Raw genomic sequence first — 13,748 nt, 5'->3', positions numbered from 1 at the left:
TTCTGGCGTATTACGTTCCGTCCGCATCCATTCCGCCTGGAGGTCAGTCCATGTCCATTTCCAGCAGTTGGCGCGCGGTTGCGGTCACCGCGGCTCTCACTCTCGCCGGATCGAGCCTGGCCGGCTCGACTCTCAGTGGCCACAACGACGCCCAATGGGTCGGGACCTGGGCGACCGCGGTCACCCACGGCGACGCGACCGGCTCGACGAATCTCGGGCTGACCGACCAGAGCGTCCGGCTGAACATCCGCCCGACCGTCGGCGGCAACCGGATCCGCGTCCGGCTGTCGAACATCTACGGCGAGAAGACCGTCACGGTCGCCGCCGCAACCGTTGCCAAGCCCAACAAGGCGACGCCGGAACTGTCCGACATCGACCCGGCATCCCTGCGGACGTTGACGTTCAACGGATCGGGGAGCGCGTCGATGGTCAAGGGCAGCGAGCTGCTCAGCGACCCGGTCAACCTGCGGATCGGCACGCTCGACGACCTCGTCGTCAGCCTGTACTTCCAGGACAACACCGGCCCGACGACGTTCCACGGTTCGTCGATCCAGGACAACTTCGTCGGCGTCGGCAACCACGTCAGCGACCCGGGCGGCGCGAACTACCCGACGACACGTCGGTGCTGCTGGTTCTTCCTGTCGGGTGTCGACGTCCAGACCGACGACTCGGCCGGCTCGATCGTCGTCCTCGGCGACTCGATCAGTGACGGCACGAACAGCACGCCGAACGCCAACAACCGCTGGCCGGACCAGCTCGCCGAGCGATTGGCCGCATCGGCCGGGCACAAGCCGTTCCCGAGCGTGCTGAACGCGGGTCTGGCCGGCAGCCGGCTCAACCACGAGGGCACCGAGCCGTCCGACAACGGCGCGTTCCCCGGCTTCGGCGAGGTCGGCGTGAACTCGCTGGCCCGTTTGAACGAGGACGTGTTCGCACAGACCGGCGTACGCACCGTGATCACCGAGCTCGGCATCAACGACATCTGGATGTCCGACGACTCCGCCGCCGAGATCATCGGCGCGCTGCGGCAGGTGAACGTACAAGCCAAGGAGCGCGGTATCCGCAGCCTGGTCACGACGATCACGCCGTTCGAAGGACTCTCCGGCACGGACAGCTGGACGCCGGCCAAGGAGGCGACCCGGCAGGCGGTGAACAGCTACCTGCGGTCGAGCCACGAGTTCGACGGTGTGCTCGACTTCGACAAGGTCGTGCGCGACCCGGCTGCGCCGTCGAAGCTGCGCGCGGACATCGACTCGGGTGATCACATCCACCCGAACGACGCCGGCTACCAGCTGATGGCGGCCTCGGTCCCGCTGAACCTGGTGCGTTGACATGGCTGCTCGGAGTGCGAACGAGATTCTCGCCGCCCTCGGCTCCGAGCAGGGCCGTCGCGATCCGATGCCGCTCTTCGCGGAGCTGCATCGGATCGGCCCGGTCTGCCGCATCGAGCCCGGCACCTCGCCGTACGCCGTCGTCGTGAACGGGTACGACGCGGCGCAGGAAGCCTTGAAGGACACGCGATTCGGCCGGCTGCTGACGGCCGACCCGGACCCTCAGGACGCCGTACTGCGGCGGCTCGGCGGGTCGATGATGTTCAAGAACGAGCCCGATCATCTGCGGATGCGCAAGGTGTTCCAGGCCGTGCTGACGCCGCGTCGGCTGACCGGGTTCGAACCGGTCGTGGAGGCGCTGGCCACCGAGCTGCTCGACGATCTGGGCAAGGCCGGCCGGGACGGCCAGGTGATCGATTTCGTGGACTTCGCGTATCGCTTGCCGATCACGGTCATCGGCACGTTCCTGGGCATCCCGCGGTCGGAGCTGGGCTGGTTCCGGGACCGGACGAAGGCCATCGACGACTACCTCGACCTCGGTGGCAAGGCTCCGGAGCGATTGGCCGCCGCGAATCAGGCCGCGGACGAGCTGAACGACTACTACGCGCGGATGCTTGCCGATCGCCGGGTCCAGCCGCGCGACGATCTCGTGAGTTCGCTGGTTGACTCGGAGCTCGCCGAGCAGGAGCTGATCGACAACCTGCTGGTCCTGGTCAACGCCAGCTTCGTCACCACGATGAATCTGCTGACCAACGGACTCGAGCTGCTGCTCGCTCAGCCTGCCCTGGTCGATGCCTTGCGCAACGAGCCTGCCCGGGCCGCGGACTGTGTCGAGGAGATCCTGCGGCATCAGAGCTCGGTCCAGCTGATCAGCCGGAAGGCGTCGGTCGACCTCGAACTGGCCGGGGAGACGATCACCGAGGGAAGTCTGGTGCTGATCCTGCCCGGCGCCGCGAACCGCGATCCGGCCAAGCATCCGGACGCTGACACGTTCGATCCGGACCGGGTGGATCTGCAGCACCTGTCGTTCGGTGCGGGGCCGTTCTACTGCGTCGGCGCCGGGCTGGCTCGGATGGAAGGGCGGGCGGCGTTCGGGCAGTTGTTCCAGCGATTCCCGCAGCTGCAACTGGCGGGGGAGCCGGTTCGCAGTCATAGCCTGCTGCTGCGTGGACATGCGTCCATGCCGATCCGATTGGGGTGAACCGATGCCGTTGGATCCACAGGTCGAGGCGATGCGCGCCGAACGTGAGTCTCACCAGGTGCCGCAGCTCTACACCCAGACGCTGGCCGAGGCCAGGGAGGCGGACCTCGCCTCGATCCGGGCCGCGGGCGGCGAGGTCGAGCCGGTCCACTCCGTCGAGGACGTCACGACCGACGACGGGCTGCCGCTGAGGGTCTATCGCCCTGACCTGGAGGGTCCGCTGCCGACGTTGGTCTACTTCTTCGGCGGCGGTTGGACACTGGGCAGCATCGACACCGCCGACGGCATCAGCCGCAAGCTCGCGAACGCCGTACCTTGTCAGGTCGTCACCGTTGGATACCGGCTGGCGCCCGAGCATCCGTTCCCCACGGCCGTCCACGACTGCCACAAGGCGACGCAGTGGATCGCAGCGCAGCCGCAGGTTGATCCGGCGCGACTTGTGGTCGGTGGAGACAGTGCCGGTGGCAACCTGGCGGCAGCGGTGACTTTGCTTGCCCGCGACAACGGTCCGGCGTTGGCGGGACAGTTGCTGGTGTACCCGAACACGTTGTACGGCTCGGACACGATCTCGATGCGCAACGGCACCGACCCGTACCTCTTCAACAACACTTCAGTCGGCTGGTACTGGAAGCATTACCTGTCCGATCCCGCAGACGGCCAGAACCCGCTGGCCTCGCCTCTGCTCGCGGAGTCGCACGCAGACCTGCCGCCCGCGTTGGTGATCACCGCCGAGTACGACCCGCTCCGCGACGAGGGCGAGTACTACGCCGAGAAGCTCCATGCGGCCGGCGTACCGACCACCCTCAGCCGCTACAGCGGTATGGTCCACGGCTTCTTCGCTATGTCCGGCATCCTCGACGGCGGCAAGAAGGCGATGGCCGAGGCATCGACCTGGCTAGCCAGAACCTTCACAGATGGCTGAGACTCTCGCTGACTTCGAGCCGCTTGCTCGTGAGGCTCTTCCGGCGGCTGTGTACGACTTTGTTGCCGGTGGCAGCGGTTCCGAACACACCCTTCGCCTCAACCGCGCCGCCTTCGACGCAATCACGCTGACCCCCCGCATCCTCACAGGCACGGCGAAGCCGAACCCCTCCTGGTCGGTCCTCGGCGCGCGGTGGGAGCTGCCGTTCGCGGTTGCACCGATGGCCTACCAGAAGCTCCTGCACCCCGAGGGCGAGTTGCTCCTGGCCGCGGCCGCCTCGCGAGCCGGCATCCCGTACACCATCAGCACCCTGAGCAGCGTCCCGCTGGAGAAGATCGCCGGGGTGACCCAGTCGTGGTTCCAGCTCTACTGGCTGCGGGACCGTCGCGTAGTGACCAGCCTGGTGGAGCGAGCGGTGACCGCGGGGTGCAGCGCGTTGATGGTGACGGTCGACGTACCGGTGATGGGCCGACGATTGCGGGACATCCGCAACGAGTTCGCGCTCCCGCCAGACGTCGCGCCGGAGAACCTTGTCGACAAAGTGACAGAAGCGCACGCGGGGACACCGGGGTTGTCGGCGGTGGCTGCGCACACGGCTTCCGCGTTCGAGCCGGCCGTGTCGTGGCGGGATCTGGAGTGGCTACGGACGCGGTGTCCGATCCCCCTTGTGGTGAAGGGGATTCTGGACCCTAGGGACGCTCGACGGGCCGTTGAAGTGGGTGCGGACGGAGTCGTCGTGTCCAACCATGGTGGCCGGCAGCTGGACGGTGCGGTCGCGTCGATCGATGCCCTGGGCCCGGTTGTGGATGCTGTCAGCAAGGATTGCGTGGTGTTGCTGGACAGCGGCGTACGGAGTGGGCTCGATGTGCTGAAGGCGGTTGCCATGGGCGCTTCCGGCGTACTGGTCGGACGGCCGTTGCTGTGGGCACTTGCTCTGGCAGGCGCGGATGAGGCGTTGGCGTTGCTCGGCCGGGAGGTGCGGGACGCGATGCTGCTGGCGGGGTGTGCGGATCTGGCCGCAGTACGGGAACTGAGCGTGGGGAGAGCGACATGGCCGATCTCGAGCTGAGCGACCTGCACGGCTCGCTCACCGACCGGGCGCTGAACTCGATGAACTTCCTCAACGAGATCTCGCACCACTACCCGGACGCGATCTCGCTCGCCGCGGGACGTCCGACCGAGGAGTTCTTCGCGCTCGACGATCTGCATCGGTACCTCGACCTGTTCGCGCAGTACCTGCGGGACCAGGGGTACGACGAGGCCGCGGTCCGGCGGACGATCTTCCAGTACGGGCGGACGAAGGGGATCATCCAGGACCTGGTCGCGCGCAACCTCGCGATCGACGAGGACATCCACGTCGACCAAGAGGCGATCGTCGTCACGGTCGGCTGCCAGGAGGCGATGGTCCTGACGCTGCGCGCCCTCTGCGCCGGCCCCGACGACGTACTGCTCGCCATCTCCCCGACGTACGTCGGCATCACCGGCGCGGCCCGCCTCGTCGACCTCCCCGTCGTACCGGTGGGGGAGGAGGACGAGCTGGCCACCGTGCTGAAGTCGGTCCGCGCGGAGGGGCGGCGTCCGCGCGCCTGTTACGTGATGCCCGACTTCGCCAACCCATCCGGGCTGAGCATGGACGTCTCGGCCCGGCACAAGCTGCTGGAGATCGCCGCAGCCGAGAACATCCTGCTGCTGGAAGACAACCCGTACGGTCTCTTCCCGGCCCAGGGTCATCAGCGCATGCCCACTCTGAAGTCCCTAGACACCTCGCGCCGAGTCGTCTACCTAGGCTCGTTCGCGAAGACTGGTCTGCCCGGAGCCCGAGTCGGCTACGTCGTCGCGGACCAGACCGTCGGCACAGGCTTGCTGGCCGACGAACTCTCCAAGCTGAAGAGCATGCTGACGGTCAACACCTCACCGGTCGCCCAGGCGGTCGTCGGCGGCAAACTCCTCGCCAACGACTGCAGCCTCGTCGCCGCCAACGAACGCGAGCGCGCTGTCTACGCCGCCAACCTCCAAGCGATCACCGACGGCCTAGCCACCCGCTTCCCGAACGGCGAGATCACCTGGACCATCCCCGCCGGCGGCTTCTTCGTTGTCGTCACGGTCCCGTTCCCGGTCGACGACGCCCTCCTCGAGAAGTCGGCCCACGAGTACGGCGTCCTGTGGACTCCCATGAGCCATTTCTACGACGGCGACGCCCCGATCAACGCACTCCGCCTGTCGTGCAGCGCGGTCACCCTGCCCGAGATCGACGCCGCCCTGAACCGCCTGAGCGCCTTCATCACCGACCAACTGGTCCTCTCGGGCGGTCCAGAACTGGATCTGTAGGGCGGACCGGTATGTCTCTAGCGTGAGTGTCATGACCACCGCGTGCGAGATCCCCACAGTGCAGGTTGTTGCTGCCGACCGTCTGCTGACCAGCCAGTTCGGCCGGCTGCTGGCGATGGTCTTCGGCTCCGGCCTGAGCATGTATCTGCTCACCTCGGTCGTCCCGCTCTACCTGGCGGCGAACGGCTCCGGTGGCGTCGGCGCGGGGCTGTCGACTGCCGCGATGATGTTCTCCGCGGTGGCCGTGGAGCTGCTGGTGCCGCGGATGCTGGCTCGCTGGGGATACCAGGTCGTCCTCGGACTCGGGCTGGTGCTCCTCGGCGCACCTTCGCTGGTGCTGCTGACCTCCGCAGCGCTGCCGGTCGTGCTCGCCGTCTGCGTCGTCCGTGGCGCCGGCCTCGCGATCCTGGTCGTCGGAGCAGTAGCACTGGTCGCCGACCTCACCCCGTCCACCCGCCGCGGCGAGGCGCTCGGCGTGTACGGCGTGGCTGTCGGCGTACCTGCGGTGATCGGTCTCCCGCTCGGCGTCTACCTGACCAACGTGATCGGCTTCGGCGCACTGTTCGTCATCGCCGCGATCGCCTCACTCGCCGGGCTCGTCGCCTTGGTCGGTCTGCCCGCGAGGGTGAACACCTCTGAAGAAGAGCAGCACGTGAAGGTACTCGGCGGCGTACGGCGCAGCGGTCTCCTGATCCCGACCCTGATCTTCGCCGCAGTGACTGTTGCCGCGGGCATCAGCGTCACGTTCCTGCCGCTGGCCGTTGCCGGAGACAAGCAGTCGCTGGTCGCCACAGCCCTTCTGCTGCAGGCGATCGCGGCCCCCATTGCTCGCTGGTTGGCGGGTCGGTACGCCGACCGCATCGGCCCTGCGAAACTGCTCGCACCCGCGCTGATCCTCGCTGCGGTCGGCGCCGGATCGCTGGTCTTCCTCCCGAGTGCCATCGCGATCCTCATCGGATCGACCTGCTTCGGCATCGGCTTCGGGGCCGCGCAGAACCTCACCCTGACCCTGATGTACAACCGCGTCGACCGCACCCGCTACGGCCAGGTCAGCGCCCTGTGGAACCTCGCGTACGACGGGGGCTGGGGTGCCGGCGCGCTGATCTTCGGCGCGGTCGTCGGTGGCGTCGGCTTCTCGATCGCGTTCGCCTTGACCGCCGCAGTCGTCGCGGTCGCCGTCGTACCGGCGCTTAAAGCTTCCGCAGCCTGATCCAGCGAACGGCGTGATCGGGACCCTTGCGGAGGACCAGGGTCGCGCGGGAGCGAGTCGGGAGGATGTTTTCGCGCAGGTTCGGGCCGTTGATGCCGTCCCAGAGCGACTCCGCCTTCTTGATCGCTTCCTGGCGGCTCAGCTCGCCGTACCGGACGAAGTACGACTCGGGGTTGCGGAACGCCGTCTCCCACAGCTTGAGGAAGCGCGCCACGTACCAGGACCGGACGTCATCGGCAGCGGCGTCGACGTACACGGAGAAGTCGAAGAAGTCGCTGACCGCGAGGCCGCTCTTCCCGTCCGCGTGCCGGGGCGCCGGCTGCAGGACGTTCAGCCCCTCGAGCAGCAGGATGTCCGGCTGCTCGACAGTCGTCCGTACGCCGGGCATGCGGTCGTAATGCAGGTGCGAGTAGACCGGCGCCTCGACCGCGTCCATGCCTGACTTCACCTCGACGACGAAGCGAAGCAAGGACTTGCGGTCGTACGACTCCGGGAAACCCTTGCGCTGCATGAGGTTCCGGCGCTCGAGCTCGGCGTTCGGCCAGAGGAAACCGTCGGTGGTGACGAGCGCGACCCGCGGGTGCTCGGGCCAGCGCGCCAGCAGCTCGCGCAGCAGGCGGGCGGTCGTGGACTTGCCGACGGCAACCGATCCGCCGATGCCGATCACGAACGGGGTGCGGGTCGCGGCCGGCTTGCCGAGGAAGCTCTCGGTGTCGGCGTGCAGCGCGCGGGCGTGCCGGACGTACAGCGAGAGGATCCGCGACAGCGGCAGATACACCTCGCGGACCTCGTCCATATCGATCTCGTCACCGAGACCGCGAAGCCGCTCGACCTCGTCCGCCGTCAGCGGGGAGACCGTGGTCTCGGCCAGTTGCGCCCAGGTGGCCCGGTCGAGCTCGGTGTAGGGAGTCACCTCCCGCGACGGCTGCAGCATGTGGCCCATTCTTCCCACCGGCGCGGATTGCACCCACATCGGGCCGACGTGGCCTTCGTCTCAGCTGCGGCACAACGTCGAAACTTTCGGCGACCGCCCGGTGTGGAAAGATCACGGTCGATGACCGACGACCCCGCCTGGCTCGGCACGCAGCGGCTTCCCGAGGTGACTGTCCACGCCTCCGGAGCGCTGGCTCAGACGATCCGTGCCGAGCTCCGGCAGACGCGCCGTCTCCGGACCGACGTACAAGTTGCCGTGTGCATCATGACCCGCGTCCGCGAGACCCCGTTATGGCGCGAGGTCGAGGCGGCAGTGCCCGAGCACGGCCTGGGCGTCGAAGGATTCGTGGTGGTACGACGCGGCAACGATCTCGTCGTCGCGGCCGAGGGCGGACACGGACTGCTCTACGGCTACTTCTACCTGCTCCGGTACTTCGAGTGGATGAGCGGCGACTTCACCGTCGTCGAACAGCCGGCCGTGCCGATCCGCATGCTGGACCACTGGGACCAGCTGTCCGGTGCCGTCGAACGCGGGTACTCAGGTCGATCGATATTCTTCCGCGACGGCAGCGCGGTAGCCGACCTGACCAGGGTCCGTGCGTACGCGCGATTGCTGGCGTCGATCGGGATCAACGCGGTCGCGCTCGCGAACGCCGACCTGCCCGAGGTGGCCCGTCTGGCGGCGATGTTCCGCGAGTACGGGATCGCAGTGAGCCTCTCGGTCGAGTTCACCGACGATCCGTCGGACGAGCGGGTGGCTCGCTGGTGGTCGGCAACGATCAGCCGCGTGTACGACGCCGTACCGGACTTCGGCGGTCTCGTAGTTCGGGCGGGCCGTGATGCCGAGGGCGCGAACCTGCTCGCGCGGGCGGTTGCGCCGTACGGCGGGACGGTGTTCTGGCGGTACTCCGGTGACGAGCAGGCACACGACTGGCGTGATCGCGGTGCGGATCGTGCGCGGGCGGCGTACGACCACCTGATCCCGCTCGACGGGCGGTTCGAGGAGAACGTCGTACTGCAGGTCAAACACGGACCGACGGACTTCCAGGTCCGCGAGCCGATGTCGCCGCTGCTCGGTGAGCTGCAGGAGACCGTGTTCGCGCTCGAGTTGCAGGTGACGCAGGAGTACTCAGGGCAGCAGCAGGATCTGTGCTACCTCGCGCCTTGGTGGCGGGAGATCCTGCAGTTCGACACCACGGGCGGCGGCGGTACGACGGTTGCCGACCGCATCGGCGCGATCGTTGCTGTATCCAACGTTGGCGATGCCCCCAACTGGACCGGTCACAAACTTGCTCAGAGCAATCTCTACGCGTTCGGCCGGCTGGCGTGGGAGCCGGCCGCGGATCCGGTCAGCCTGCTGCACGAGTGGGCCGCAGCGACGTTCGCGATGGATGATCGAACGCGGAGCGAGCTCGTCACGATCATGTCCGGATCGTGGCGGACGTACGAGCGGTACACCGCGCCGCTGGGCGTCGGGTTCATGGTCACGCCGCAGACCCACTACGGGCCGAGCGTCAACGGGTACGAGTACTCGGGGCGCGGGACGTATCACTTCGCCGATCGGTACGGCGTCGGCGTGGACCGGACCGTGAAGACCGGGTCGGGGTTCACCGGGCAGTATCCGGAACCGCTCGCCGGCACGTACGAAGACGTCACCACGTGCCCGGACGAGCTGTTGCTGTTCTTCCATCACGTTGCCTATGACCACGTTCTGCACGACGGCAGCACGGTGCTGCAGCACATCTACGACACGCACTTCCAGGGATACGCCGAGGTGGAGGCGATGGTCGCGCGCTGGCGGGTGATCGCCGAGCGGTTCGAGCCGGTGGTGCGGGAGAACATCACGGCCCGGTTCGAGGCGCAGCTCGTGAACGCACGGGAGTGGCGCGACCAGGTCAACACGTTCTTCTACCGGCTCAGCGGCGTACCGGATACCCACGGGCGCACGATCCACCGCTAAGCTGGTTCGAAAGTTTCGAGCCAGGGGGTGTGGTGAACGAGCGACCGACCATTGCGAAAATTGCGGAACAGGCCGGCGTGTCGGTGCCGACCGTCTCCAAGGTGCTGAACGGGCGCGCGGATGTGGCCGAGGCGACCCGGGCCCGGATCGAGAGCCTGATCCAGGAGCACGGGTACCGACGGCGCAGCCCGGGCACGGCGGCCAGCCCGATGATCGACCTGGTGTTCAACCAGCTCGGCGGCGAGTGGGCGATGGAGCTGATCCGCGGCGTCGAGGAGGTCGCCCGCGCCGAGGGCGTCGAGCTCGTGCTGTCCGAGTGCGGCGGCGCGCTGCGGCCGCGGCAGCAGTGGATCGAATCCGTGCTGAACCGGCGGCCGCTCGGCGTGATCATGGTGTTCTCGGACCTCGACACGGACCAGCGCGCGCAGCTCGAGGCGCGGCGGATCCCGTTCGTGGTCGTCGATCCGGTCGGCGACGTGGGGGACGACGTACCGTCGATCGGCTCGGCGAACTGGAACGGCGGGCGGATGGCGACGACCCACCTCCGCACGCTCGGCCACACCCGGATCGGGATGATCGGCGGCCCGATCGAGACGCTCTGCTCACGGCAACGCGTCGACGGCTATACCGACGCCCTGCGGTCGACCGGCATCGAGGTCGATCCGGCGCTGATCCGGTACGGCGACTTCGAGGTCGGCGGCGCGCACCGCGAGGCGCTCGCCCTGCTGCGGCTACCCGACCGCCCCACCGCGATCTTCGCCGGCAGTGACATGCAGGCCCTCGGCGTCTATCAGGCCGCCCGCGAACTCGGCCTGGACGTCCCGCGCGATCTGTCCGTCGTCGGGTACGACGATCTCCCGGTCGCCCAGTTCGTCACGCCGGCTCTCACCACCGTCCACCAACCGCTCCACCAGATGGCCGAGCTCGCAGCCCGCGTGGTCCTCGACCTCTCCCGCGGCCGCACCCCCGCCGCCCTCCGCCTGGATCTCGCCGTGGACATGAGAGTCCGCAACTCCACCGCTGCCCCGGGGTAGGTCAGCTCGACAGGACGTATACGCCCACTGCCGCCGACGCCACGCCTGAGCACACGAGGAATCCGGCACGATCGGCGGACACCTCCTGTCGAGCTGCACCCCTCCGTTAGGCTGGCGAGCATGATCGTCGGCGTGGGTATTGATGTGGTCGACGTGGATCGGTTCATGCGGACGTTGGAACGGACGCCGAATTTGCGGGAGCGGGTGTTCACGCCGCTCGAGGCGGTGAAGCCGCCAGCCTCGCTGGCGGCTCGGTTCGCGGCGAAGGAGGCGTTGGCCAAGGCGCTCGGCGCTCCCGCGGGCATGCACTGGCACGACGCCGAAGTACAGACCGACGAGACCGGCCGGCCGTGGCTGGAGATCAGCGGGACCGTGGCGGCGCAGGCGTCGCGGCTCGGCGTACAGAACCTGCACCTGTCGCTCAGCCACGACGCGGGCATCGCCTCGGCCGTGGTGATCCTGGAGGGCTGACCATGCGCAGCGCGCACACCGTCGAGCAGGTCCGCGCCGCCGAGGCCGACCTGATGGCCCGCCTCCCCGAAGGCACCCTGATGCAACGCGCCGCCACCGGCCTGGCAGTTGCCATCAGCAACTTTCTCGGCGGCACGTACGGCGCCCGCGTGGTCCTGCTCATCGGCTCCGGCGACAACGGCGGCGACGCCCTGTACGCCGGCGCCCGGCTAGCACGACGCGGCGCCCAAGTCACAGCCATCCTCCTGTCCGACAAAGCCCACCAGGCCGGCACCGAAGCCCTCCACGCAGCCGGCGGCCGCCTCATCTCCCCGTCCGGCGTCGAAGGGCTCATTCGGAGCGCGGATGTTGTGGTGGACGGGATTGTGGGGATCGGCGGGCGACCGGGACTCCGCGAGGACGCCTTGGCGGTGGTGCAGTTCGCGGAGCGGTTCGGCGTACCGATCGTTGCTGTCGACACCCCGTCCGGCGTCGACGTCGACACCGGCGAAGCCCCCGAACCTCACGTCAACGCCGCCCTCACCGTCACCTTCGGCACCCACAAGATCTGCCACTTCATCGACCCCGCCGCCACCGCCTGCGGCCCGGTCCACCTCATCGACATCGGCCTCGACCTCCCGCCCGCCGAAGTCGAGTCCCTCCAGACCTCCGACATCCGCCGCCTCTACCCCGTCCCCCACGGCGAGTCCGACAAGTACTCCCGCGGCGTACTGGGCTTGATGGTCGGCTCCACGCAGTACCCCGGCGCCGCCGTCATCGCGACCTCCGGCGCCCTCGGCGGACCAGTAGGTATGGTCCGGTACGTCGGCCCCGACACCGTCGCGGAAGCTGTTCGCGCCGCCCATCCTGAGATCGTCGCCGGCAACGGCCGCGTGCAGGCATGGGCGATCGGCTCAGGATTGGGCGACGAGCTCGACATTCCACGCATCCGCGAACTGCTCGACGCCGAAGAACCCGTGGTCCTCGACGCCGACGGCCTGAAGGCTTTGGACGACTCCGGCGACCACGTCGACGTACTGGCCACGCCTCACGCCGGCGAACTGGCCCGGCTCCTCGACGTAGACCGTGCCACGGTCGAAGCCGAGCGCCTCAAACACGCCCGCCTGGCCGCCGAACGGTACGACGTAACCGTCCTCCTCAAAGGCAGCACCACCGTCATCGCATCCACCGACGGTCAGGTCCGCGTCAACACCAACGCCACCCCCTGGCTAGCCACCGCCGGCGCCGGCGACGTCCTAGCCGGCCTCTGCGGCTCCCTCCTAGCCAGCGGCCTAACCCCACTAGACGCCGGCAGCGTAGGCGCCTACCTCCACGCCGCCGCCGCCAACCTCGCCTCCTCCTCAGGCCCAATCACCGCAATGTCCGTAGCCGCCGCCCTCCCCGAAGCCACGCGCTACCTCCTGGGCGGTTGACGGGCGCGTCGCGCGAAGCCGCGCGGATATGTTCTGGGCGGTTGATTCGCGGTGCGCTATCGTCCGCAGGCATGTTCAGCGTGCGCGGTAGGACTGGTCATCTGGCGTGGTATCGGACGGATGAGGCGGGGGCTGAGGTTGCCTTTCTGCATGGGTTTTCCGACTCTGCGCAGTGCTGGGAGCCGTTGATCGGGGCGATGCCGGGGATCCGGGCGTTGGCGATCGATGCGCGCGGGCATGGGGAGTCCGGGCTTCCGCAGGAACCCGTCAGCTACACCGCACATCGCGACGATGCCGCGCTCGTACTGTCGAGCCAGCCGGCTAACGGCGGAGTGGTCGTGGTCGGACACTCGATGGGGGCGATGGCGGCCGCCTACCTGGCCGCGGCGAGACCGGACCTCGTCCGGGCGGTTGTGCTCGAGGACCCGCCGACCGGGCCGCCGGCCGCCGATCAGGTCGCGCCGACCGGTGAGCTGGCCGTCGACCAGGAGGCGCCGGGCGGCGACCAGGACCTGCTGGCCGGGGACGAGCAGGATGGGCCGATGTTGATGCCGGGGTGGCTTGCGGAGTTGCGGGGGCTGGATGTGGCGGCGCGGATGGCGCGGGGGCGGGCGGGGGATCCCGACTGGCCTGAGGACGAGCTTGAGCCGTGGGCCGTGTCGAAGGCGCAGGTCAACCCGCAGCTGTTCGAGTTGCCGTATCGCGACCCGGTGCCGCTGACCAACCTGCTGGCCGAGATCACCTGCCCGGTGCTGCTGATCCACGGCGACACCGACCGCGGCGGCCTGATCTCCACCGAGTACGCCGAGCGCTGCGCCCGAGCAGCGGCCGGCGAGTTCCAAGCCGCACACATTGCCGGCGCAGGCCATTCAGTACGCCGCGACAAGCGCCCGCAGTACGTCGTCGAACTCGCCTCGTTCCTCGACCGGCACAGCTGAGCACACTG

12 protein-coding genes are annotated in these 13,748 nt (G+C 68.4%); 11 read left to right on the top strand and 1 reads right to left on the bottom strand.

Annotated features, from left to right (window positions below; all coding sequences use genetic code 11):
• Nucleotides 1-50: 50 nt before the first annotated feature.
• The 6 genes from ACQPYH_RS38800 to ACQPYH_RS38775 are packed head-to-tail and all read left to right on the top strand — an operon-like array spanning nt 51 to nt 6,992.
• Nucleotides 51-1,331 carry an SGNH/GDSL hydrolase family protein gene (locus ACQPYH_RS38800; RefSeq protein WP_432882141.1) on the top strand — a complete coding sequence of 427 codons (1,281 nt, stop codon included), beginning with the start codon at nt 51-53 and terminating at the stop codon, nt 1,329-1,331.
• Nucleotide 1,332: 1 nt separating this feature from the next.
• The gene (locus ACQPYH_RS38795; protein ID WP_432882138.1) at nt 1,333-2,532 is read left to right on the top strand and encodes a cytochrome P450; all 1,200 of its coding nucleotides are present in this window, start codon (nt 1,333-1,335) and stop codon (nt 2,530-2,532) included.
• A gap of 4 nt (nt 2,533-2,536) precedes the next feature.
• On the top strand, nt 2,537-3,454 hold the full coding sequence (locus ACQPYH_RS38790; RefSeq protein ID WP_432882136.1) for an alpha/beta hydrolase: 918 nt from the start codon (nt 2,537-2,539) through the stop codon (nt 3,452-3,454).
• Nucleotides 3,447-4,523, top strand: coding sequence for an alpha-hydroxy acid oxidase (locus ACQPYH_RS38785; protein ID WP_432882133.1), 1,077 nt, complete (start codon nt 3,447-3,449; stop codon nt 4,521-4,523). The genes ACQPYH_RS38790 and ACQPYH_RS38785 overlap by 8 nt, the downstream gene beginning before the upstream one ends.
• Entirely contained in the window at nt 4,505-5,782 is a 1,278-nt protein-coding gene (locus tag ACQPYH_RS38780) for a PLP-dependent aminotransferase family protein (protein WP_432882130.1), read from the top strand. The genes ACQPYH_RS38785 and ACQPYH_RS38780 overlap by 19 nt, the downstream gene beginning before the upstream one ends.
• 31 nt (nt 5,783-5,813) lie before the next feature.
• Nucleotides 5,814-6,992 carry an MFS transporter gene (locus tag ACQPYH_RS38775; protein WP_432882128.1) on the top strand — a complete coding sequence of 393 codons (1,179 nt, stop codon included), beginning with the start codon at nt 5,814-5,816 and terminating at the stop codon, nt 6,990-6,992.
• Here the strand turns inward: ACQPYH_RS38775 and coaA are convergent.
• Nucleotides 6,973-7,926, bottom strand: coding sequence for a type I pantothenate kinase (gene coaA, locus ACQPYH_RS38770; RefSeq protein WP_432882125.1), 954 nt, complete (start codon nt 7,924-7,926; stop codon nt 6,973-6,975). The genes ACQPYH_RS38775 and coaA overlap by 20 nt on opposite strands.
• Nucleotides 7,927-8,046: 120 nt before the next feature.
• Here coaA and ACQPYH_RS38765 point away from each other — a divergent pair, with 120 nt between their 5' ends.
• The 5 genes from ACQPYH_RS38765 to ACQPYH_RS38745 all read left to right on the top strand — a co-directional run bounded on the left by ACQPYH_RS38765 (nt 8,047) and on the right by ACQPYH_RS38745 (nt 13,740).
• Nucleotides 8,047-9,885, top strand: a complete 1,839-nt coding sequence (locus tag ACQPYH_RS38765; protein WP_432882122.1) for an alpha-glucuronidase — start codon at nt 8,047-8,049, stop codon at nt 9,883-9,885.
• 32 nt (nt 9,886-9,917) lie between these two features.
• Entirely contained in the window at nt 9,918-10,919 is a 1,002-nt protein-coding gene (locus tag ACQPYH_RS38760; RefSeq protein WP_432882120.1) for a LacI family DNA-binding transcriptional regulator, read from the top strand.
• A 120-nt stretch (nt 10,920-11,039) separates the two neighbouring features.
• Nucleotides 11,040-11,390, top strand: a complete 351-nt coding sequence (locus tag ACQPYH_RS38755; RefSeq protein WP_130441349.1) for a holo-ACP synthase — start codon at nt 11,040-11,042, stop codon at nt 11,388-11,390.
• Nucleotides 11,391-11,392: 2 nt separating this feature from the next.
• A complete protein-coding gene (locus tag ACQPYH_RS38750; RefSeq protein WP_432882117.1) occupies nt 11,393-12,802 on the top strand; it encodes an NAD(P)H-hydrate dehydratase in 1,410 nt (469 codons plus the stop codon).
• A gap of 71 nt (nt 12,803-12,873) precedes the next feature.
• Nucleotides 12,874-13,740 carry an alpha/beta fold hydrolase gene (locus tag ACQPYH_RS38745; RefSeq protein WP_432882115.1) on the top strand — a complete coding sequence of 289 codons (867 nt, stop codon included), beginning with the start codon at nt 12,874-12,876 and terminating at the stop codon, nt 13,738-13,740.
• Nucleotides 13,741-13,748: the final 8 nt, after the last annotated feature.

Origin of the sequence: Kribbella sp. CA-245084 (assembly GCF_050942355.1) — a bacterium.
Classification (GTDB): Bacteria; Actinomycetota; Actinomycetes; order Propionibacteriales; family Kribbellaceae; genus Kribbella.
Note: the sequence above shows the minus strand (reverse complement) of the source record. Positions and strands in the feature narration are given on the sequence as shown.